Genomic DNA, 21459 nt, shown 5'->3' on the forward strand with positions numbered 1-21459 from the left:
AATCGATAGACGCTCCGTAAGCAGCTTCAAAAACTGACCACTCAATACAAAACGTATTGGATACACAAGTAAATGCGGGGTGTTTTGTTTTAAAACACCCCGCATAAAGAGCAATTTTCCTCAGGAATACTCAGCGATTCTCTTTTTCGAATTGCTCAATAATTGCCGTCGGAATACGTCCGCGTTCACTCAAAGAAATACCTTTTTCACGAGCCCAGCGCCGCACCTGTGAACTCTTTGATTCAGGGGCAGCAGACTGACCTGCTCGGCGACTATTCAATCGTCCACCAACCCTACGCGCTGCTGAGATCCAAGGGGAGATCACTCGCTCAAACTCTTCGGCATTCTCCTTCGAAAGATCGATCTCGTACGATACACCTTTGAAGGCAAAAGAAATGGTTTGTTCGGCAACTGACCCATCACGGTCGTCGACTAATACAACAACTTTTTTCTGCACAGTTTTCACCTTTCGAAAACTCATTCGCTTGGGAGAGAAATAGCCCCTCTTCAATCAAGCAATGCACATTTAATCAAAAGTTATCACATTCTATGTGGGGACTAATAATCCGCTGAGGGGTCAATTTTGCTGTCTCAATTTCGCTTTTGAGCGTTGAACGGCCTGACCAAAGTCTATAAACTGTCCTTTTGTTAGAGAATCCTCGGTGCTGAACGCAAAACGGAGAAGGGACATGAACCAAGAAAAGCGTGCTCGCGAGATCGAACAGTTTTTCATTACTATTACTAGGGCTTCCGCGGCTCTTGAGGTTGCACTCAAGCGCGATTTCGGACTGTCGCTCGGCGAGTACCGCGTCCTTGATGAGGTCGCATCAACCGGTGAAATCGGAATCCGGATGGGAGAACTTGCCCAATCGGTCATTTTTAGTCCCTCGCGATTGACCCACACCTATCGTCGCCTTGCCAGCCGCAACCTCGTTGTGCGCACGCCCTACGAGTTCGACCGTCGCGGCGGAACAATCACGATTACAGACTCAGGTAAGGAACTCATCGCCAAGGCGCAGCGCGTTGAACGAGCTCTTCTTCGTGACATCATCAGCGATGACATTTCCGACGAAGACCTCAGCGTGATCATTCGCGTGGGTTCAGATGTGAATACACGTTTGGACGAAGTAGAGAAACGTCACTAGTCTCAAGAAATGTGAGTACACCCGGTTTCCCAATCTCTGCACAATCTCCCCGCCTTCGAATGGGGCTCGCGGTTGCGATTACCGCAGTTGCTGCAGGGCTTGTGGGCGCCGGGTGTTCGCATCTTCTCCACATCATTGAGCACTTTGTTTTTGGTCACTTCGATGGCACGCTTCTTCAGGCGATCTCTTCAGTTCCCTGGTGGCACCGCGTCCTTGCTTTAAGCGGAGCGGGCATCCTCGGCGCATTGTCCTGGTACCTCTACGCCCGCATGGGCGGGAAGCCTGTCTCTCTTCCACAAGCAGTCGATGGCCAAAAGATGCCTTTTTGGCTCACACTCTGGCATTCGCTTAATCAGATCCTCATTGTGGGAATGGGGGCCTCCATTGGACGAGAAGTTGCTCCCCGCGAGATTAGCGCGTCCCTTGGTGGGAAGATTTCGGATCTCCTCGGACTAACTCCCCCGCAACGCCGGATCATTGTCGGCTGCGCAGCCGGCGCAGGCCTCGCCGCTGTCTATTCGCTCCCCCTTTCTGGTGCCGTGTTTGCGCTTGAGATTCTTCTTCTCGAAGTCAGCGCAAGCACCATCTGGCCCGCCTTAGTCATTAGCGGCGGTGCGGTTTTGGTCGCACACGGCTGGGTGCGCACCGAGCCTTTCTATTCCCTTCCCGAGGCCGCGCAGCTTGTCCCAACCGCTTCCCTCACCCTGTGGGCCGTTATCGTCGGTCCCCTACTTGGCGTTCTGGGCACCCTTTTCAAGGGCGCGGTGAAGTCCTGTTCTGCCGCGCGACCTACCGGGTGGAAATTGCTCGCATGGATGATCCCCACCTTCACACTGATCGGGGTCATTACCATCTGGGTCCCATCGATTGCCGGGAATGGCCAGTCCACCGCGCAGTTAGCTTTTGACGGCGCGATTCTGGGTGAAGGAGCACGCGCGGCATCTGGCATCGGCCTGGCGCTTCTCGTTTCTTTGTTTATCGATGGGGTGACGAAGCTCGTCGGAACGCTCGCCACGATTCGCTCGGGCGCATGGGGTGGCACGCTAACGCCAGGCCTTGCACTTGGCGGCTCCTGCGGGGCGATCTTCGGCGTCATCTGGTCACACATCTACCCCGGCGACACGACAGCCATTGTGTGTTTCGCATTCATTGGCGCTGTTGTTTTCCTCGGCACATCAATGAGTGCCCCTCTAACCGCGCTCTGCTTGGTGGTTGAATTTACACACCGAGGCGCGACACTCTTGGTTCCAACCACGATCGCGCTCGGACTAGGTGTCGGCGCCTCGCGCCTCTGGACGCAACTTCGCACGCGCCGAGCCGAAGCCTAGGGGATTTCTTGGCGCCGCCTCGTCGGTGAGCACCAAGGCGCGGGGCGCTACCTAACTCCCCCACGGCCTCGTCAATCAATCCAACCCGCAAGCCCGCGCCGGGCGAGGGCCTCCAAAGTTTCGATGGCACCGCGAGAGGCATTTCCCCACGGGATGTAGTTGAACTCTGAGCCGCCTGCCTCCAGGAAAGTTTCCCGGTTGAGTTGGGCAATTTCGTCAACAGTCTCGAGGCAGTCCGCCATAAAACCGGGACAAATGACGTCGAGGCGGTCACTCCCCTGGCGCGCCAAATTCTCGACCGTGTCGATCGTCGCCGGGCCAAGCCACTCGGCATGGCCAAAGACGGATTGGAAAGTCACAAGGAGTTCATCGTTGGACAGATCGAGGCGGGCCCGCAACGCCTCCACGGTTGCCACGCATTCGCTGCGGTAGGGGTCGCCCTGGTCATGCATCTTCTGTGGGATCGAATGGAAGGAGGCAATGAGCCTGTCGCCCGCGGCGAAGTTCGGACGCCCACGCTCGGCCCAGGTGTCTTCGATGGAGCGCGCGAGGGCCTCGATATAGGCGGGTTCGGTTGGGAAAGAACGAATGGTCCGCACTTCAAACTGGTCGCGACGGCTCAGCAGATAGTGAGAAAGAGCATCGGTGACAGTTGCCGTTGTCGAGGCCGCGTACTGGGGATAGGTCGGAATGAGGAGCACGCGGCGGTGTCCCTGCGAGTAGAGCTCGTCGAGGACGGATTCGAGCGAGGGCTGACCGTAACGCATTGCGAGCGCAACGCGAGCCTTGGATGAGAGCGAAGTTGTCAGAGCCTTGGTTTGCGCGATGGATTGCGCCATGAGGGGGGAGCCCTCGGGGGTCCAGATCGACCGGTAATTGGCGGCAATGCGGTGGGGCCGCAGGGGAAGGATCATGCATTCGAGGATCGGCTTCCACATGAGGGGATGCATTTCGATCACTCGGCGATCGCTCAAGAACTCTCGGAGAAAGCGGCGGATATCGCGAGGATGGGGCGAATCGGGCGTTCCTAGATTCACAAGGACGACGACGGGAATCTCCGCTGGGTTTTCTGACGTTTCGTCATGTTCTGTCAACACAATTTAGGGTAACACCCGAGGAACGCGCAGGTAGGGGCGGGCATGAGCGAGAGTACGTGCGGGTAATCACACACCATCGCAGCAGCACAACGTTTGCTTCTCCGAAGCGGATACCGCTAAAGTACTTCCGGTAGCTTTTCTCCACTTCTGTTTGGGAGTGAGGAATGGCCCGGCCGCCTTAGCTCAGTCGGCAGAGCGATTCACTCGTAATGAATAGGTCGTGGGTTCGATTCCCACAGGCGGCTCAGAAAGACCCGAAATGCCAGCGAAATCTCGCTGGCATTTCGGGTCTTCGCATTGAAACTGGACACGTGGCCACGTGGCGGGGCCACGGATCGGCCAGGTAGCGGGGCCACGCTCGGCCAGTCGGCTGAGTGGCGCGGCTACCCGGCGGGGCGTTGCTCGTCACCTCGGTACATCGGACAAAGTGCGTCATTGCTCTCAGACTTTCGGGGCAGGAGTCCAAATCCTTCCCCGTTCTGACGCACTTTGTCCGGGGAGGCCAAACGGAGATGAAGTGGCGATATAAAACTCGGGGACACCAGACACAGAAATGCCCGCGAGCGCGGGGCTCGCGGGCATTGAGCGTCCAAAGATCAGGACAGACGCGTCACGCGGTAGCGCCAGTCGACCGGACCGGTCTCGATTGTCTCGACACGGTAGTGCGATTCGCTTTCCTGCAGGTAGTTGAAGAGAGGAGCCGGCTGGTGCGGCGCCACAACAATCAGCGATGCCCCAAGCGGCAGGTTGTCCATCGCAGCAAACAGCAGTGCGTGGCGAACAACCTTGGGCAGGGAGTGAATAATAAGCTCGTCCTCGCGAACGGCGGGATCTTGCGAAACGACGTGCGCGGTTCCCTGACCGTGATCACCGCAGCCGCAACCACCGTGAGCAGATGCCTCAGCCTTCGGAGCTTCCTGGGCAGCGTGTCCGTGGCCGCCACAACCGCAACCACCGTGTGACTCGGGTGCGGGCGCGGCCTCAGCCTTATGCCCGTGCCCACCGCAGCCGCAGCCTCCGTGCGACTCAGTTGCAGGTGCTGCAGGAGCAGCCTGTTCCTTCTTTCCGTGGCCGCCACAACCGCAACCGCAGCCGCCCTCAGAGGGGGTGGTCGATACGTCAACCAGCTTGAATTGCTGTCCAGTTCCCGGCGCTGCTGCCTCGGGCAAAGTCTCTGCCATTTTGTCCTCTTCCTTGGAATAAAGCTGTAAACCAGCGGGTACTCACGGGAACGCCCGCACACAGACCTTTATTTCAGTTTAAATCCTTGCTAAATAGAGCGCTGAGCGATCCCGTTCACTCGGAACGGAGTGCAAACTCCACCTCGACCTCGACCGAGGCATTCAGCGGCAAGGCTGCAACACCCACAGCCGAACGCGCGTGCTGCGAGCCAAAAACCTCGCCCAGCAGTTCAGACGCGCCATTGACCACAGCAGCTTGCCCATAGAAATTCGGCAAGGAAGCAACAAAGGCAGTCACCTTAACTACCGAAGCCAGACGATCCACACCGCCCGCAACTGCAGCCGCAGCCGCCATCGCGTTCAACGCGCAAATCCGCGCGGCCTCGTAGGCGTCTTCGGGATCCGCACCATCTTCACCAACCGCGCCAATGCAGGCCAACTCGCCGTTTTCCAAGGGAAGCTGGCCGGAGGTGCGCACAACACCGCGATCCTCAATGGCTGGGACGTAGGCGGCAACAGGCTTGGCAACCTCTGGCAGTTCAAGGCCGAGCTCAGCAAGTTTTTCCGAAGGCAGTGTCATTTTTTCCTCACGATTTCATCAGAACTGGGGGGCGTGGAATCTCCACACCCCCCAGCGTAGTCCCGCGCAGCACCTCTGGGTCATCACGCACACTTCGCGGGACAGCTTGTGTACGGGATCAACCCCGCGGTCTGCTCATGCGGCAAGCGCCTGCTGAACCGTCGGCCTCATCGTGAAGAAACGATCAATGACCCGAGTCCATCGGTTTGTCTGCAAGTCCGGAGTCAGCAGAGCCATCGCAGTCGCGTACTTCGAAATACGCGACGGCCGGATCCTATTCGCCCACAGCAGTCGGTCCAGCTCAGACGGAGCAGCGCCAGACTTCGTTTCAATAATGGCGATGTGGGGAGCCTGAAGCTCATGACCCCACGAGTCCCAGTGCAGCTCGGTATCAATCGTCGCGCGCCCCTGACCATCTGCCATGAGAAGCGTCGAACGCGTATAGGTTCCAGAGAGCACGGGGACCAGGGAATGAACCCGACCAACGCCGTCAAAGCACTGAGCGGCCTCGAGCCTTTCGGCCACCCAAAGCCGGCCCTCGCGGCTGAGTTCCATCCGCGCTGCTTGAGCGAAGTCGTAGGCCATGCGCTTCTTGACGGTGTGCCCTCGCGGCCCTCGGGTCTTGACCTCAAGGAAGGCCAGCTCCGAATCGAGGTAGGAGCGCGTGCGGACCTTGTAGCGGCGGCGGCGCTTGTGCGCGGTGTCCATGAAGGAGTGCAGCTCGGGAGTATCGAAGTAGCACGAGGCATAGCGCTGCTCAATCTTCCCCCCGATTTCCAGTACCTGCGTTGCGGGGTTCATGAGCGCGATGAGTTCATCCAAGCGATCCGTCGGCACGACGTACTTGCGATCGACTCGCGTGAGCAGTGCGGCGCGCGCGTTCATGTCATCGAGGCTGATTCGTTCCAGATTCGTCAGGTTATGTAGTTCGTGCGTCATGGTGTCCTCCAGTTCTTTCACGAGGCCGAGGCTGGGGTGGTCGTTTGCGTGGGCTCAGCGCCTGGCCGGGACCCGGTAGCGGACGTCAACCAAGGTGAGATCGTTGACCATGTCGAGTTTGATGACCTTGACTCCGGTCACCTTGACACCCATGCGAGCCTCAAGCGCTTGGCGAAGTTCTTGCTCGTCCGCGATTGCGCGGTCGAATTGGACTTGCTGCGAGCCCGAACGGCCAAGAATCAGCGTCGAATCGCCAACGGCCAAAGTGGCAAGGACCAATGCGACCATTGCATAGGAGTAGATCGCGGTGCTCATGCCAAGGAGCAGGCCAATGGCAAGGGAAGCAAAGTAATAGGCGATTTCGCGCTGGCTGATTTCGTCGGAGCGCAGTCGGATAATCGACAAGACACCGAAGAGGCCAAGTCCTAGGCCTGCGGAAATCGTCGAGTTTGCCATGACGCTAGCGACCGCAAGGACGCCGATGTTGACAACAAAGAATGCGACGACAAGATCGGCGCGTCGGTGGCGGGGGTAGTAGAGGGCTCCAACCAGGATCAACATTGCGAAGAGGTCGATGATGATCGGGAGAACCATCGCTGTGGTGAGTGCGCTCATTTGATGCTCCTCAAGCTTGTTTCGTGCGTGACGTAACTATTGAGCCAGTGGAGTCTATGAATGAGCTATGTGCGAAACTTGACCCAGGCATGCGTTGTTTGGAGGTGTCATGCTCACGGCGTTCTATACGGTGACAACTATTTCTCTTGTTATCGCCTGCGGCTTTGCTGTGTACGGTCGTAACCGTCGCGGACTGGTCTTCGCGCGTGCAGTTGGCTACCTCGCACTGAGTGCCCTGATCAACATGGTGCTGATTGCCGCGCTCCTCTCAATATTCGTCACGGGTTTCGTCATCGTTTCACGCTTTGCGGAAGGACAACCTGCTCTTTCCGCCGCTGCAGAGGGAACAATTTCCACTGCCGGAGGTAAGTTCCGTGGAGGAACTTTCCTACTCATGACCCTGACTTTTATCTTGGCTGCTGCGCTCATTCAGTCGTACATTCACCGCGCAGCGATTAGACGTTTCCCACGTCTTGAAGTGAGTGAAGAAACCTTCCAAGTCGCCGAGTACGTCATCCAATGGATGACACTATTTCTGGCGATTTACCAGTTCTTCTTTAACGGCCTGAGTGATTTGATTGCATCTGAATCCGGTAATGCGAACGCGAGTTATATGTTTACGATCTTGCTCTCTCCGGACAATATCAACCTGATTTTGCAGCCGGTGCTGTTCTCAACATGGGTCATGGTTGTCATCGAGCGCCTACATTTTAGTCACCGTCAAAACCAAAAAGCGCTAGCTCAAAGCCCTACAGAATCGGCTTGACCCGACTGAATCAAAACTTATGCCGCTGCAGGGTTTACGCCCTGTCGACAGAGTTCGTTAGCCCTCCGACTCAACTGCGTTCAAGCTGACCGCCTCGGCTACATTCAAGCGAGCCCTCGGCTGCGTTCAAAGGCCGCGTCAGGTTCTAGCTGGGCACCCTGCGCATACGTGCGCGTGGACAAAGTGCGTCATTGCTCGACCGATTCCGACCATATACGCTCACGAGCCTCTCGTTCAGACACACTTTGTCCGCGGGGTGGGGTGGATCTGCGGGGTGGGTCCACTGGTTTGGGTGGGTCCACGGGAGCGACGCACAAGACGGGAAAACCCGCAGACAAACGAGCAGTGGGGGGATGCGACCGAAGTCGCATCCCCCCACTCTTTCACTCAGCGGCCGCCCTGACGGTTTCCGCCTTGTCCACCAGGAGCACCGCCTTGCCCACCGGGCGCTCCCCCACCGGGACCGCCCTGACTGCCGGTCGATTGACCCGCAGTGACAGAGGTCGAATTGGAATCCACACTCACCGTGTAGCTCTGACCATTCGACACATCCGCAGAGGAGAAGACCACATTCTGGAAGGTCTTTGCTGCCTTGATGTTGGCCAAGACCTTTCCGCTGGAGTCCTTAATGGTCACGGTCGAGTTCGCGTTACCGGAAGCTGAAGCCTGCAGCCATCCCTGTGAAGAGCTGGTCGAAGGCGATTCAGCCATTCCGGAAGAACCGATGGCAAGAAGCGTTCCACCGCTGACCAAGAATTCACCATTCGAATCCAGTGCTCCGTTCCCGCCATCCGTGGGACCGTAAACGATCGTGTTACCGCCGCTAATCTCCACCGAGCCATTGGAGTCGATGCCGTCACCGCCGGCGTTCACCGTGATAGTGCCGCCCGAGATCAGGATCTTCTCACCGGTGTCCTGCATGGAACCACCGCCACCTGGTCCGTTGTTGGTCGTGGTCGTCTTGGTCGCGGTCTTTGCCGCTTCAACTGCTGCAACAGTGGTCGAGCCGGAGCCATTGATACCGTCGTCACTGGAGGTCAGATTGACCTCGCCATTGGAGATGGTGATCAAACCACCTTCAAGGGCTTCGCTGGACTGCTCAACAGTGACCTTCGCACCGTCAAGAACTGCCGCACCCTCAGCGTGGATACCATCATCAGCAGTCGAAGCAACAATCGTTCCCGAGGTCAGTCGGATTGCACCATCGGAGTGCAAACCATCGTCACCGGAGTCAATCGTGACTTCGCCACCGTCTTCAATGAGGAAGACACCGGCCTTAATTCCCTTGGTGGAATTGTTGGAGTCCTTTCCAGATGAAGCGCCGCCACCGGCAATGATCGTCGTATCACCGCCGGTGATGATGACGTCAGTTTCACCCTGGATGCCGTCACCCGTAGAGGTGATTTCGATGGTGCCGCCGGTGATATTGACGTAGCCCTTAGTGGTGTCGCTATCTTGGTCAGACTTCAGGCCGTCCCCTCCTGAAGTAACCTTGATAGTTCCGCCGGCAACGGTCAGCGAGTCCTTGCCACGAAGTGCATCGTCCTTCGAGGTAACCGTGATGTTACCCGACAGAATGTAGAGGTCATCCTTGCTGGTAATGCCGTCGTTGTAGTTGGCATTAACCGTCAGTGAACCGCTACCCGTAATGGTGAGATCTGCATCGGAGTAAATCGCCGCATTGTCTTCAGCGTTTGTATCCGAAGGCGTGCCGTCAGTGACGGTGTTTGAACCATTCAATGACAGAACAACATCATCCGCAGAGACCACATTAATGGCGCTACCCGAAGAGTTCGTGATTGTCGCACCGTCAAGGATCAAGACGACCTGGGCATCGGTCCCGGCCTCGACCTTAACCTGGCCATTGAGCGTTCCAGAAAGCTTGTATACGCCAGCTTGGGTGATCGTCACCGTGGAGCCCTCGATCTTCACTCCTGATGCCGAGGTACTCGCGCTGCTTCCGTTCAAAGTAATGGCCTGAGCCGAAGAAGCATCCCACGCGCTGTCCTCAACGTGGGAGGCTTTCGCGTTCGCAGCTAAGGCCTCGGCAGCGTTCGGGGGAGCAATAACAGTTCCGGATTCCGCGGAAACCGATGAGCTTGAGGCGGCCTTCGCAGTGACGGCCGACGAGGCCGACGCGGTGCCGGAAGTCGAGGAGCAAGCGCTCAGCGCGAGCGCACCGACCGCGGCGACTGCCGACAAACGGGCAAGAGTCGAAGCTGGCGTTTTCATGTGAGGTCCTTTCGTGGATCGTGATGATCCAATTGAGCCAGCCGACTCTATGAATGAGCTGTGCCTAGCTCAGGCCTCACATAAGAAAGAAAACTGCGCCTTTACAGTGCCGAAGAATCAATGAAAGAAGGTTGATTTTCCAGGAAATCCTCGAGGATTCGATTGAGCTGGTCGTACTCGATGAGGAAGCCGTCATGGCCGTGAGGAGAAGACAGGCACGCGTATTGCGCACCGGGAATTCCCTCAGCGACCTTGAGTCCTTCCTTCGCGAAGAACAACCGGTCCGAGTCCACCGAAATCACCAGGGTTCGCGCGGTGATCTGTCGCAGCGCCTCGGTGATCCCCCCGCGATCGCGACCGATGTCGTAGCTCAGCATCGTGCGACACAAGGAGACGTAGGAGCCCGCATCGAAACGACGCACGAGCTTTGCCCCGTGGTAGTCCAAGTAGGACTGGACAGCCAGACGCCCGCCGCTCAACACGTCCTCGCGGTCCTGGGGTGCGCGCCCGAAGCGTGCGTCCAGTTCTTCGGGGGAGCGGTAGGTGGCGTGTGCGATTTGTCGCGCGAGGTTTAGTCCCGCGTGGGGCCCCTCTTCCTGGTCGTAGTAGTCTCCGCCTCGCCAGTTGGGATCCAGTTCAATGGCGCGGATTTGCGTGTGCGCCCAAGCCGCGCGTTCTGCGTTCGTACACGCCGCCGAGGCGACAACAACCAAGCGCTCGCAGCGCAGCGGGAAGCTCACTCCCCACTCGAGCGCGCGGTGTCCACCCAGGGAAGCGCCGATGACCGTGTTCCACGTGGGGATCCCGAGGTAATCCGCCAGCCGCGCCTCGGCCTGAACCTGGTCGCGCGTTGAGATGACGGGGAAACGCGAGCCCCACGGCTGCCCGTCAGGCGCTGCCGAGGCCGGGCCCGTGCTTCCCTGACAACCACCGAGAACGTTGGGAACGACAAGGAAGTAGCGCTCGGGGTCCAGGGGCTTGCCCGGTCCGACGGCCTCTTCCCACCAGCCCGCGGTGAGCTGGCCGGGAGCCGCCGGCCCCGAGATGTGGGCGTCACCCGTGAGTGCGTGCAGCACGAGGATCGCATTCGATCGGTCCTCGTTGAGCGTGCCCAAAGTCTCGTAGGCCAGCGTCACTTCCGGCAGGAATGAACCATTTTCGAGGCGAAGGGGCCCCAAGTGCGCAAACTGACGGAATGCGACGGGGTCATTAGGCGTCCACGCACCGCTGACGGGGATCGGTCCAAGTTCACGTCGGCTCATGGTTTCTTCCTTACTTACCTCGAGATTGCGCGGGCTGGCCAGTGTCAGGCCAGGTGGGCGACGGCCTCGAATCCTTGGACTAGGTCGGCAATGATGTCGTTGACGTTCTCAATGCCAATGGACAGGCGGACGGTTCCGGGTTCAATTCCCGCAGCGCGCAGCTGGGACTCGCTGAGTTGGGAATGCGTGGTGGATGCGGGGTGAATGACTAGGGACTTCGCGTCACCGATATTGGCGACGGTCGGGAGAAGCTTGAGCGAGGTCGCAAATGAGGTTCCAGCCTCCAGGCCTCCCTTGATGACGAAGGAGAGCAGGCCGCCGGCACCGCGAGGGTTGTACTTCTGGTGGAGCTCGTAATAGGGCGAGGACTCGAGGCCCGCGTAGTTCACGGACTCGACCTGCGGGTGCGATTCGAGGAACTTCGCAACTTTCAGCGCGTTGTCAACGTGGCGCTCGACGCGAAGCGAGAGCGTTTGGATGCCCTGCTCGATAAGGAAGGAGTTGAAGGGCGAGGGCGCACAGCCGACATCTCGCAGGCCGATTGCACGTGCGCGAATGATGTAGGAGAGGTTTGCTCCGAGTTTTTCGGCGCCCAAGTCGTGTCCGAAAACGAGGCCCGCGTAGGAGGATTCGGGTTCGTTAAAACCGGGGAAACGCTTGGGGTCCTTCGTGTAGTCGAAGTTACCGGCATCGACGATCACTCCCGAGATCGCGGTGCCATGGCCGCCCAAGTACTTGGTTGCTGAGTGGATGACGATATCGGCACCCCACTCGATGGGCCTGGTCAGGTAGGGGGTCGCGACAGTGTTGTCGACGATCAGGGGAACACCGACAGAGTGTGCGGCCTGCGCAATTTTCTCGATATCGAAGATATCGCCCTTGGGGTTGGGGATGGTTTCACCGTAGAAGGCAACGGTGTTTTCGTCGGCCAGAGACAGCCATTCCTCGACATCGTAGGGATCGCTCACGAAGCGGGCATCGATTCCGAGGCGACGCAGGGTGTTGTTGAGCAGCGATGTTGAACCGCCGTAAAGGGAAGGCGAAGCAACAATGTTATTTCCGGCAGATGCCAGGTTGAGAACCGCAAGGGTAATTGCGGACTGGCCTGAGGATGTCAGGAGCGCGCCAACGCCGCCTTCGAGGGCAGCGATTCGGGCCTCGACGTAATCATTGGTCGGGTTGCCCAGGCGAGTGTAGATGGGGCCAAGCTCTTGCAGGGCGAAACGGGCTGCGGCTCGTTCCGCGGAGTCAAAGGCGAATGAGGTTGTTTGAAGAATCGGGATGGAAGTTGCACCGGTTTGGGGATCGCGGTCCCAACCTGCGTGAATTTGCTTGGTTTCGAATGCCCAAGAGTTCTGGTATTCAGTGTCTGTTGCTTCAATTGCGCCCATTGTTTCTCTCCTTGTGTTCACGTTTTTGATTCTTGTGACGTGAGGAGAGGCGATGGCTGAGGGGGTCGAGCCGCTGCGCTCACGATTCGGCGATTGCGGCAGTTTCCAACGCAAAGACGTACGACCCGGGCGAGTAATCTCTAGCCATCAGTAGGTCTGGTCAAAAGCTGACGCGTGGGTCAGCTACGCATTCGTTGGAACATAGCTTCATTCTATGGCCCAGGCGCGGGCCACGCGCGGCATGTTCATATCGTGGGCGAATGTAACAGGCCGCGCGGCGGTCCTTCTTGTTCACGAATAATTATTTTTAGCTCGCAAACCACCAACACTAAAGTGGGGACTCCCCTTCGGGAGCCCCCACTAATTTTCTGAATGCTCAGCCCTCTGCTTCGAGCGCCTTCTGTTCTTCCGGTGTCAGCTTGGCAATACCAATGCCCGTTGCCGCCCACAGAAGAGCGAAGAAGATGGCGATCCAGTTTGAAATCGCCCACGGCATGTAGGACAGAGTGGCGACGCCCAGTGTTCCAGCCATATAGGCGCCCGCAGACGTCCAGGGCAAGATCGGCTCCCACACGGTCGCAGCATCCTCAATGGTTCGTGACAGGTTCTTCGGGTGCAGGCCACGCTTAATGTACTCGCCACGCAGCATTTCACCCGGGATCAGTAGAGATACCTGACCATTTGAGGTAATGCCGATAACCGCCAAGCCCGTGACGATCGTCGATGCGATCAGTGCAAATGTTGACTTCACGGGAGCCAGCAGTCTCGAAATCAGTACATCCAGTGATCCAGACACAGACACAGTGCCAGCGAAGGCAATCGCACAGAAACAGATCAGAAGGACGCTCATCATCGAGTTCATACCGCCGCGCTCCAACAGGCGCGTCACATCTTTGATGACGGAATCAGCTTGAAAACCAGCTTTACCAACCATATCGACGGTGAAGCCATCCACGGATGCCACAACCGAGTTAGCGAAGGAGACACCCTGGAAGACGACCGCATTGAAGATGGCGGTTGCGCAAGACACCAGCATGACTGGCACGGTTGGGAACTTCATTACCGAGCCAACCAGGACGACTAAGACCGGTACCAGCAGAAACAGGTTCCAATTAAACGCAGAATCGAGGGTCGCCAGGATTGTGTTCACTTTCTCGGGCACAGTGCCACCGGAAGACTGAAGGCCGAAAATCAGGTATACAACTGCGGAGGTGAGGAAGGCCGGAACTGTTGTCCACATGAGGTGACGAATGTGAGTAAACAGGTTGACACCCGTCGCCAGCGAGGCAATGTTGGTCGTATCCGACAGCGGAGAGAGCTTGTCACCAAAGTAAGCACCCGCCACAATCGCGCCAGCCACCATCGGCAGATTCGCGTCCATTCCGACTGCAACGCCCATGAAAGCGACACCAACCGTTCCCGCAGAACCCCAGGACGTACCGGTACACAAAGACACAATGGCCGTGACGACCAGCGCAATAAGAGCCAGGAACTTCGGGTTAATGATCTTTAGGCCGTAGTAGATGAGCATCGGGATCGTACCGCCCGCCATCCAGGTACCGATCAAGGCACCAACAACAATCAGAATGAGAACGGCTGGCATAGTCTTCGCGATCTTTTCGGCGATCGCGCCGATGATCTCATCCCACGTGTAGCCCAAGGCAATGGCAACAATGCCAGCAACCACGGACGATGCGATAAGCAGCGGCTCCACCGGGAGGCTCGCCGCAATGTAGCCGCCGCCCAGAAGGACGATCAGCGTGACCGCGGGAATTGCCGCGACCAGGAGAGATGGAGTGCGGTGAGCCCGCTTCTCCGATGTGGTGATTGACATCGTCAATCCTTTCTTGTTGTTGCGACCACGCGACTGTGCGCGTCTGCTGAGTCCGGTGCAAGTGCCGTAATTGCCTTGCATAAACGCTCAATAGCCCGCATCAGGTCACGCTCAGGAAGCGCGACGTTGATACGGAAAAACCCTTCGTAAGATGCCCCGAAGTCCTCACCAGGGGACACCGCGACCCGGGAGGCGGCCACGGCCTCGTTAAGGGAAGAAGCTGAGGCCAGGTACGCGCGGGCATCTACCCACACCAGGTACGTGCCGTCGGGATCAACGACGCGGGCCTGGGGCAGCGCTCGGCGCAGGTAGTCCACGGCCACGCGCAGGTTCGAGTCGATCCGAGCACGCAGCTCATCCACCCACGCCTCGCCCAGGTTCCACGCGGCAATAGTCGCGGGAATCGCGAAGAAATTCGGATTGTGCAGTCCCATGAGGCGTTTGGCTTCTTCGAGGCGCTCACCGAGTTCACCGCGCACCGCAATCGCCGATGCCTCCAAACCTGCTGTATTGAAGGTTTTTCCGGGGGACATGCACTGAATGAGGCGCCCCGATTCCCACAGGCGAGGCGCGATGGCCGCAAGTGGCTGGTATCGGTTCTTACCCGGTCGCTGGAAATCCGCGTGAATATCGTCGGAGAGCACCAGCACGTCTCCCTCAAGTGCAAGGGAGGCGACCATATCCATTTCACCTTCGCTCCACACGCGCCCCGTTGGGTTGTGCGGGCTGCACCAGAGCAGTAGGTCGGCATTTTGCATCGCGCGGGCGAACAATTCCTCGGGAATCTGCGGCGTCTCGCCCGACAGGTCGAGGGGCACCCGGCGCAGCTCGCATCCGGCGCGCTCCACAACCTCGTTGATCGGCCCGTACGCCGGATCCAGGGTCACCACGCGAGGTGGACGTCCAAGAGACCTCGGCAGGACGATCGAGCACAGGGCGGACACGCATTGGACGATACGCGGGAAGAAGTGCACATCCCTTGGATTGAGTGCCCACCCGTGGCGACGCTCCTGCCAGCGGGCTGCTGCCTCGCGGAAATCATCGAAGACCTCCGTGTAACCGAAAATCCCCTCCGCACACGCATCCTCAATCGCGCGCGACACTTCCGGGCAGGTCGCGAACTCCATGTCCGCAACCGACAGCGATAGCGCATCGTCACCAAGGTGTGCCGCCAGCAAATCCCACTTCGCGCTATGTGTCCCCCAGCGGTTGATCGTTGTGTCAAACATCTAAACCGTCCGTCTGATTCGCACAGTGGTCCAGCGCACCCGCCTGCCTTGCGGCCCCCAGGGCGACGTATTCTGCCGCCTCGGGAAATTCAACGGGCACCTCCAAGAATTCGGGCGCCAAGCTCTGCACTGCCCGCGAGCGCGCTCCCCCACCGACAACGAGCACTTTCTCGATCGGAACACCCAGCTCACGCACGCATTCGAGCGCGAAACGCATGTGGGTCAGCAGGCCCTCGACACCGGCGCGAGCAAGGTGAGCGCGCGTCGAGTTCTTGAGCGTCATTCCTTCCAATCGGGCGGTGGCATCAGGCAGGTTCGGCGTACGTTCGCCTTCGAAATACGGCACGAGGCGCAGCCCTCCCGCGTCGGGAACCGATAGTGCCGCCTCGTCCAGCTCCTCATAGCCGAGGCCACTCATCGCCCCGACCGCATCGAGGATTCGCGAAGCGTTGAGCGTGCACGCGAGGGGAAGCCAGTGCCCACTGGCGTCAGCAAAGCCGGCGACTTGACCGCTGGGGTCTTCGACGGGAGTTTCGCTAACAACGGCAACAACGCCAGAAGTTCCAAGTGAGAGCAGAGCCTGGCCAACACCGAGGCCGACACCGAGCGCAGCCCCAGCATTGTCCCCACACCCTGGGCCGATTGCGATTTCGCCCCATCCTTGCGCTGGATCTCCAAATCCCATGGCCTCAAGGGGCTTGCAGATTTTCGGCAGGATGATTTCCTCTGCTTCTTCCACAGAGATTCGCAGGGCCTGGGCCAAGATTTCGCGTCTGTAGGCCGCGTCAGCCCGGTCCATGTAGCCCGTTCCCGAGGCGTCGGAGCGGTCGGTGCACAATCCTTCCAATCCGACAGCGTCAAAACCGCCGCGGATTTTCCAACTCAGCCAGTCGTGAGGCAGGCAGATTGCCGCAATCTTTCGCGCATTTTCCGGCTCATTGTCTGCGACCCAGCGCAGTTTCGTGACCGTAAAAGAGGCGACGGGAACGAGGCCCGTGGCGCGGGCCCACCAGCGAGCACCGCGCTCACGGTCGCCATCGCCTCGTTCGCAGGTGAGGTCCTCGGCCGCACCGGCGCTTCGGGTATCGTTCCACAAAAGCGCCGGGCGGATGACCTCGCCACGCTCGTCCAAGCAGACCATTCCGTGTTGTTGCCCACCCACGCTGAGCGCACGCACGTCGTCCAAGCCGCCAGCCGCGCGCACGGCCTCGAGGAAAGCATCCCACCACGCCTGGGGGTCAACTTCGCTTCCCTCGGGGTGCGAGGCGCGACCTTCGCGGACGATCCTGCCGGTGACCGGATCGCAGATGACAACTTTGCACGATTGAGTGGAGGAGTCGACTCCAGCGACGAATGGCCTGCTCTCACTCATGGTCTCAGCCGATCAGGTGGCGCATGGCCTGCTGGTAGAGCTCAACGTAGTGGTACTCGCGAGCGCCCTTTGCTTCGGCGTCGAAATCCTCGAAGGCACTGCGGTCAGCAAGGAAGTCGTCAATGCTTTCACCGGGTGCGAGCGTGGGAGTTGCCAGCTCGGCGACAGAGGCTGCTTCCATGAGTTCTTGGGTGAGCGGATCGGCGCGGAATTCGCGTGCCTTCTCCGCTAAACGAAGGTACATCTCCATATTTGCACGCGCGGATTCCCACACGCCTTCCATGCCCTCGGTTCGGCTGGGCTTGTAGTCGAAGTGACGAGGCCCTTCGTAGCGAGGTCCTCCCCCGGGGAAGCCGTTCTCAAGCAGATCGACGGTGAAGAAAGCGCTGGCAAGGTCGCCGTGTCCGAATGCCTTGTCTTGGTCGTACTTCAGACCGGATTGTCCGTTGAGGTCGATGTGGAAGAGTTTTCCGGCGTTGAGCGCCTGAGCCAAGGCGTGCGTGTAGTTCAGGCCGGCCATTTGTTCGTGTCCGGTTTCGGGGTTCAATCCGACGACGTCACCGTTGTCAAGCTGAGCGATCAGGGCCAAAGCGTGACCGACGGTGGGAAGGAAGATATCGCCTCGGGGTTCATTGGGCTTGGGTTCCAGGCCGATGCGGAGGTTGTAGCCGCGGGACTTGATGTAGGCGGCGACGGTATCGAGGCCTTCGCGGTAGCGGTCGAATGCGGCGTTGAGATCCTTGGAAGAGTCGTATTCTGCGCCTTCGCGTCCGCCCCACATGACGAAGGTTGTTGCGCCGAGTTCTGCTGCGAGGTCGACGTTACGCAAGATCTTTCGCAGGCCAAAGCGGCGGATCTCACGGTCATTATTCGTCAATCCGCCATCTTTAAACACCGGGTGGGTGAAGGTATTGGTTGTCACCATTTCGATGACGAGTCCGGCTGCGTCGGCAACTTCCTTGACGTGCATGACTCGCTCATGGCGCTCCGAGTCCGAGGCATCGAAGTCGAAGACATCATTGTCATGGAATGTAATGCCCCAGGCGCCGATTTCTGCGAGTTTTGCCGTGTATTCCCACGGATCGAGGACGGCTCGGGTGCCGGTTCCAAAGGGATCAACCGCGTTCCATCCCACGGTCCACAGGCCGAAAGAGAAGCGATCTTCGGGTCGAGGTGTATGCGCCATAGCATGACCTTCCAGGTTTTAAGCTGTGCAAAAATATGCACGTTTTTGTTATGCCTCATAACATAATCCATAAGATGCGATAGAGTCAAGACATGGCCAACACAGTTCGCACGCAAAGCCCACATTCTGGCGCCACAAACCAAAATCTGCGTGCACACAATCTTTCACTGGCATTGCGCCACATTCTGGCCAATCCCGGCGCAATCAACCGTGCAGGGATCGCTGCTCAAACCGGAATTTCACGCGCAACGATGTCACGTCTGGTCGATGAACTCATCGCCACCGGCCTCGTCGAAGAAAGCGACGATAAACTCTCCACCGGCGGACGAGGCCGACCCACAAGCGTCCTCTCCCCCGCCTCGGGAACCGTCATCGCCCTGGGACTGCAGGTGAATATCTCGGTTCTTGGCGCATACCTTGTCGACCTCAGCGGCAACGTCCTTGCTCGAGAGACACTTGAGGGCGATTTTTCGGGTTCCGATCCGCAGGCAACCCTGCGCAAACTGGCCCGCATGGGCAGACGCGTCCTACGCGAGGGACGTGAAGAAGGCACGACATTCCTGGGCAGCGCGCTTGCTCTCCCCGGCCTCGTCTCTGGCGACACCCTAGTCACCGCGCCAAACCTCGGCTGGAAGAACATCCCCTTCGACGAGCTCACCCACCCCCTCCACGACCTCCACGTCACCCTCATTGCGAACGAGGCCGATTTGGCGGCCTTCGCGGTCGCTCACCCCCGCCCTGGCGTCCCCGAGGGACCCGCATCTTTCATCTATGTCTCCGGAGAAGTTGGCATCGGTGGTGGCCTCGTCATCAACCATCAGCCACTGAGCGGAGCTCACGGCTGGTCTGGCGAAATCGGGCACATTTGCGTTGAACCCCAAGGAAACGTCTGCTCCTGCGGAGCGCGCGGATGCCTGGAAACCATTGCTGGTCTCAAGGCACTGTGCCGGGCAGCAGGTTTGGAAGACGAATCAAGCGCCCGCGAGCTCACCCAGCTTGCCGGACACAGCGCGAAGGCCCAAGATGCTCTTGCCAATGCCGGTCATGCTCTGGGGCAGGCTATAGCCGGCGTCGTCAACACCGTCGATATTTCTCAGGTCTATTTGGGCGGCCTCGTCGCCGAGACTGCCCTCTACTTACTGCCAACGCTGCACGAGGAACTGGAAACTCGCGTCCTCCAAGCTCCCTGGTATGCACCCGCTATCGACATCCTTCCCTCGTCCGAGGACCTTTCCCTGCGCGGCGGGGCGTTCCAGATTCTCGAGAGAATTTTGGACGATCCGATTCACTGGAAAGACGGTGCATTCTAGGTAGGATTCACAGGCGCTACATAGCTGCCCACGAAGCGGCGACAAGACTCCTGTGCTGCAATGAAACTATGTGTGGAATTGTTGGACACGTCGCATGTCAAGCCTCTCAGCGAAGCCGTCAGGTCGTCCTCGATGGCCTCTCACGCCTGGAATACCGCGGATATGACTCTGCAGGAATCGCCTTGGCGCGTCCGGGAGAACTGGACGTTATTAAGGCCGTCGGCAAGCTGGTCAACCTGCGCGAGGCCGTGGATGAGGATTCGCCAGCCGATGCTTACGCCGGGATCGGGCACACCCGTTGGGCGACTCACGGGCGCCCAACGGTTACAAACGCTCACCCCCACGTCAGCCCCGACGGACGCTTCGCGCTTGTCCACAATGGAATCATCGAAAACGCGGACAAACTGCGCACCCGGCTGCGCGCACAAGGCGCGGTTTTTGCCTCGGAAACCGATACGGAAGTGGTCGTGCACCTGCTTGCGCGCGCCTACGATCAGGCAGATGCGGCCTCGTACACGGAAGAAATTGCGGGGCTGAGTGGCACTGACGAGGCCGTCGCGCGACGCTTGGTCGTTGCCATGCGGGAAGTAACCGCCGAGCTCGAGGGAACTTTTACTCTGCTCGCGCTGTCCACCGAATCTCCCAATGTCATCGTTGCAGCGCGCAGGTCTTCGCCGCTGGTTATTGGCCTGGGTGAGGGAGAGAACTTCCTCGGCTCGGATGTCCTTGCTTTTATCGAGCACACGAATCGCGCGGTGGAAATCGGCCAAGATCAACTCGTTGTCGTGAGCGCTTCCGCTGTAACGGTCGTCGGCGCGGATGGGCACCCGGTTCCTCTGAAGGAATACGAGGTTGATTTTTCCGCGGATCGCGCGACCAAGGGCGGATGGCCGACCTTCATGGAGAAGGAAATCCACGAACAACCTCGAGGCGTGGCTGATACTCTTGCCGATCGCATGGACTCGCACGAGCACTTGGCTTTGGACGAGATCCGCATCCCCGAGCACGTCCTGCGCGGGATCGACAAGATCATCATGATTGGCTGCGGAACTGCCTCCTATGCGGGGCAGGTTGCACGTTACGCGATTGAGCACTGGTGCCGTATCCCCGTCGAGGTCGAACTCTCCAGCGAATTCCGCTACCGCGATCCGGTCGTTGGCGAGAAGACCCTGGTTGTCGCGATTTCTCAGAGCGGCGAAACGATGGATACGATCCAGGCGATCCGCCACGCCCGCGAACAGGGGGCGAAGGTCGTCGCAATCGTCAACACTCCCGGTTCGACTATTTCACGCGAGTCCGATGCCGTCATCCTCACCCATGCTGGGCCTGAAATTGCGGTTGCCTCAACGAAGGCTTTCACATCGCAGGTGACGGCGTGCTACATCCTCGGCCTGTATTTGGCGCAGGTTCGCGGGAACAAGTACGCCGACGAAATCGCTGACTACATGGAGAAACTGGCGCGCCTTCCCGAGGCGATTCAGAAGGTTTTGGACAGCGGAGAGAGCGTTCGCCAATTCGCACGCACCATGAAGGATGCGACCTCGGTGATCTACTTGGGGCGGCACGTGGGTTACCCCGTCGCACTTGAGGGTGCGCTCAAGCTCAAGGAAATCTGCTACATCCACGCAGAGGGCTTTGCGGCCGGCGAACTCAAGCACGGGCCGATTGCTCTGGTGGATGAGGGCCAGCCGGTTGTGGTTATTGTGCCAACTCCGCGCCGCCCCGAACTGCACGCAAAGGTCTTGGCAAACATCCAAGAGGTCCGCGCGCGCGGAGCCAGGACCATTGTCATCGCAGAGGAAGGCGATGCATCGGTTGAGGAGTTCGCTGAAGTTGTCTTCCGCGTACCTCCCGTTCCGACACTATATGCGCCGCTGCTGACAATTGTTCCGCTGCAGATTTTTGCGTGCGAGCTTGCGGCGGCGAAGGGGCTGGATGTTGATCAGCCTCGAAACCTCGCCAAGTCAGTCACCGTGGAGTAGGACCAGCTGC

The 21459-nt window shown here is 58.9% G+C and carries 18 protein-coding genes and 1 tRNA gene; 6 read left to right on the top strand and 13 right to left on the bottom strand.

Annotated elements, in window-relative coordinates; all coding sequences use genetic code 11:
- Positions 1-130 precede the first annotated feature (130 nt).
- A complete protein-coding gene (locus ACWNMW_RS04005; protein WP_299062193.1) occupies positions 131-457 on the bottom strand; it encodes a histone-like nucleoid-structuring protein Lsr2 in 327 nt (108 codons plus the stop codon).
- Positions 458-689: 232 nt separating this feature from the next.
- On the opposite strand from ACWNMW_RS04005, the gene ACWNMW_RS04010 reads away from it, so the two are divergent.
- Both ACWNMW_RS04010 and ACWNMW_RS04015 read left to right on the top strand, forming a co-directional pair.
- Positions 690-1145, top strand: coding sequence for a MarR family winged helix-turn-helix transcriptional regulator (locus ACWNMW_RS04010; protein ID WP_295894346.1), 456 nt, complete (start codon positions 690-692; stop codon positions 1143-1145).
- An 11-nt stretch (positions 1146-1156) separates the two neighbouring features.
- Positions 1157-2473, top strand: a complete 1317-nt coding sequence (locus tag ACWNMW_RS04015) for a chloride channel protein (RefSeq protein WP_449490110.1) — start codon at positions 1157-1159, stop codon at positions 2471-2473.
- A 71-nt stretch (positions 2474-2544) separates the two neighbouring features.
- Here ACWNMW_RS04015 and hemH read toward each other — a convergent pair whose 3' ends face one another.
- A complete protein-coding gene (gene hemH, locus ACWNMW_RS04020) occupies positions 2545-3570 on the bottom strand; it encodes a ferrochelatase (protein WP_449490111.1) in 1026 nt (341 codons plus the stop codon).
- Between the two features lie 172 nt (positions 3571-3742).
- Between hemH and ACWNMW_RS04025 the strand changes: the two genes are divergently transcribed.
- Positions 3743-3815: transfer RNA gene (locus ACWNMW_RS04025), tRNA-Thr, on the top strand.
- A gap of 351 nt (positions 3816-4166) precedes the next feature.
- Here ACWNMW_RS04025 and ACWNMW_RS04030 read toward each other — a convergent pair.
- The 4 genes from ACWNMW_RS04030 to ACWNMW_RS04045 form a co-directional block, all read right to left on the bottom strand.
- Positions 4167-4751, bottom strand: coding sequence for a DUF2249 domain-containing protein (locus tag ACWNMW_RS04030; protein ID WP_449490112.1), 585 nt, complete (start codon positions 4749-4751; stop codon positions 4167-4169).
- Between the two features lie 115 nt (positions 4752-4866).
- Complete coding sequence (locus tag ACWNMW_RS04035; protein WP_034500451.1) at positions 4867-5331, bottom strand: RidA family protein; 465 nt, start codon at positions 5329-5331, stop codon at positions 4867-4869.
- 135 nt (positions 5332-5466) lie between these two features.
- A complete protein-coding gene (locus ACWNMW_RS04040) occupies positions 5467-6270 on the bottom strand; it encodes a polyphosphate polymerase domain-containing protein (RefSeq protein ID WP_449490160.1) in 804 nt (267 codons plus the stop codon).
- 54 nt (positions 6271-6324) lie between these two features.
- The gene (locus tag ACWNMW_RS04045; RefSeq protein ID WP_449490113.1) at positions 6325-6885 is read right to left on the bottom strand and encodes a DUF4956 domain-containing protein; all 561 of its coding nucleotides are present in this window, start codon (positions 6883-6885) and stop codon (positions 6325-6327) included.
- 109 nt (positions 6886-6994) lie between these two features.
- Here ACWNMW_RS04045 and ACWNMW_RS04050 point away from each other — a divergent pair, with 109 nt between their 5' ends.
- Positions 6995-7651: an SA1002 family membrane protein gene (locus ACWNMW_RS04050; protein ID WP_449490114.1), complete on the top strand. Its 657-nt coding sequence runs from the start codon at positions 6995-6997 to the stop codon at positions 7649-7651.
- A gap of 387 nt (positions 7652-8038) precedes the next feature.
- On the opposite strand, the gene ACWNMW_RS04055 is transcribed toward ACWNMW_RS04050, so the two are convergent.
- The 7 genes from ACWNMW_RS04055 to xylA all read right to left on the bottom strand — a co-directional run bounded on the left by ACWNMW_RS04055 (position 8039) and on the right by xylA (position 18157).
- Complete coding sequence (locus tag ACWNMW_RS04055) at positions 8039-9883, bottom strand: carbohydrate-binding domain-containing protein (RefSeq protein WP_449490115.1); 1845 nt, start codon at positions 9881-9883, stop codon at positions 8039-8041.
- A 101-nt stretch (positions 9884-9984) separates the two neighbouring features.
- Positions 9985-11145, bottom strand: a complete 1161-nt coding sequence (gene metX, locus ACWNMW_RS04060) for a homoserine O-acetyltransferase MetX (protein ID WP_299059379.1) — start codon at positions 11143-11145, stop codon at positions 9985-9987.
- Positions 11146-11189: 44 nt separating this feature from the next.
- The gene (locus ACWNMW_RS04065; RefSeq protein WP_449490116.1) at positions 11190-12536 is read right to left on the bottom strand and encodes an O-acetylhomoserine aminocarboxypropyltransferase/cysteine synthase family protein; all 1347 of its coding nucleotides are present in this window, start codon (positions 12534-12536) and stop codon (positions 11190-11192) included.
- 376 nt (positions 12537-12912) lie between these two features.
- A complete protein-coding gene (gene nhaC / locus ACWNMW_RS04070) occupies positions 12913-14370 on the bottom strand; it encodes a Na+/H+ antiporter NhaC (protein WP_449490117.1) in 1458 nt (485 codons plus the stop codon).
- A 2-nt stretch (positions 14371-14372) separates the two neighbouring features.
- A complete protein-coding gene (locus tag ACWNMW_RS04075) occupies positions 14373-15599 on the bottom strand; it encodes a MalY/PatB family protein (RefSeq protein ID WP_449490118.1) in 1227 nt (408 codons plus the stop codon).
- Positions 15592-16971, bottom strand: a complete 1380-nt coding sequence (locus tag ACWNMW_RS04080; protein WP_449490119.1) for a xylulokinase — start codon at positions 16969-16971, stop codon at positions 15592-15594. Before ACWNMW_RS04080 ends, ACWNMW_RS04075 begins: the two co-directional genes overlap by 8 nt.
- A 4-nt stretch (positions 16972-16975) precedes the next feature.
- Positions 16976-18157 carry a xylose isomerase gene (gene xylA / locus ACWNMW_RS04085; protein ID WP_299059397.1) on the bottom strand — a complete coding sequence of 394 codons (1182 nt, stop codon included), beginning with the start codon at positions 18155-18157 and terminating at the stop codon, positions 16976-16978.
- A 92-nt stretch (positions 18158-18249) separates the two neighbouring features.
- Here xylA and ACWNMW_RS04090 point away from each other — a divergent pair, with 92 nt between their 5' ends.
- On the top strand, positions 18250-19467 hold the full coding sequence (locus tag ACWNMW_RS04090; RefSeq protein WP_449490120.1) for an ROK family transcriptional regulator: 1218 nt from the start codon (positions 18250-18252) through the stop codon (positions 19465-19467).
- 68 nt (positions 19468-19535) lie between these two features.
- On the top strand, positions 19536-21449 hold the full coding sequence (gene glmS / locus ACWNMW_RS04095; protein WP_449490121.1) for a glutamine--fructose-6-phosphate transaminase (isomerizing): 1914 nt from the start codon (positions 19536-19538) through the stop codon (positions 21447-21449).
- Positions 21450-21459 lie beyond the last annotated feature (10 nt).

This window comes from Actinomyces sp. Marseille-QA0893 (assembly GCF_976954355.1).

Coding starts and splice junctions, on each gene's coding strand:
- ACWNMW_RS04040 (WP_449490160.1), bottom strand. CDS start 6,270: ATGACGCACGAACTACATAACCTGACGAATCTGGAACGAATCAGCCTC.
- ACWNMW_RS04065 (WP_449490116.1), bottom strand. CDS start 12,536: ATGGGCGCAATTGAAGCAACAGACACTGAATACCAGAACTCTTGGGCA.
- xylA (WP_299059397.1), bottom strand. CDS start 18,157: ATGGCGCATACACCTCGACCCGAAGATCGCTTCTCTTTCGGCCTGTGG.
- ACWNMW_RS04045 (WP_449490113.1), bottom strand. CDS start 6,885: ATGAGCGCACTCACCACAGCGATGGTTCTCCCGATCATCATCGACCTC.
- ACWNMW_RS04030 (WP_449490112.1), bottom strand. CDS start 4,751: ATGGCAGAGACTTTGCCCGAGGCAGCAGCGCCGGGAACTGGACAGCAA.
- ACWNMW_RS04055 (WP_449490115.1), bottom strand. CDS start 9,883: ATGAAAACGCCAGCTTCGACTCTTGCCCGTTTGTCGGCAGTCGCCGCG.
- metX (WP_299059379.1), bottom strand. CDS start 11,145: ATGAGCCGACGTGAACTTGGACCGATCCCCGTCAGCGGTGCGTGGACG.
- ACWNMW_RS04090 (WP_449490120.1), top strand. CDS start 18,250: ATGGCCAACACAGTTCGCACGCAAAGCCCACATTCTGGCGCCACAAAC.
- ACWNMW_RS04035 (WP_034500451.1), bottom strand. CDS start 5,331: ATGACACTGCCTTCGGAAAAACTTGCTGAGCTCGGCCTTGAACTGCCA.
- ACWNMW_RS04080 (WP_449490119.1), bottom strand. CDS start 16,971: ATGAGTGAGAGCAGGCCATTCGTCGCTGGAGTCGACTCCTCCACTCAA.
- nhaC (WP_449490117.1), bottom strand. CDS start 14,370: ATGTCAATCACCACATCGGAGAAGCGGGCTCACCGCACTCCATCTCTC.
- ACWNMW_RS04075 (WP_449490118.1), bottom strand. CDS start 15,599: ATGTTTGACACAACGATCAACCGCTGGGGGACACATAGCGCGAAGTGG.
- ACWNMW_RS04010 (WP_295894346.1), top strand. CDS start 690: ATGAACCAAGAAAAGCGTGCTCGCGAGATCGAACAGTTTTTCATTACT.
- glmS (WP_449490121.1), top strand. CDS start 19,536: ATGTGTGGAATTGTTGGACACGTCGCATGTCAAGCCTCTCAGCGAAGC.
- ACWNMW_RS04050 (WP_449490114.1), top strand. CDS start 6,995: ATGCTCACGGCGTTCTATACGGTGACAACTATTTCTCTTGTTATCGCC.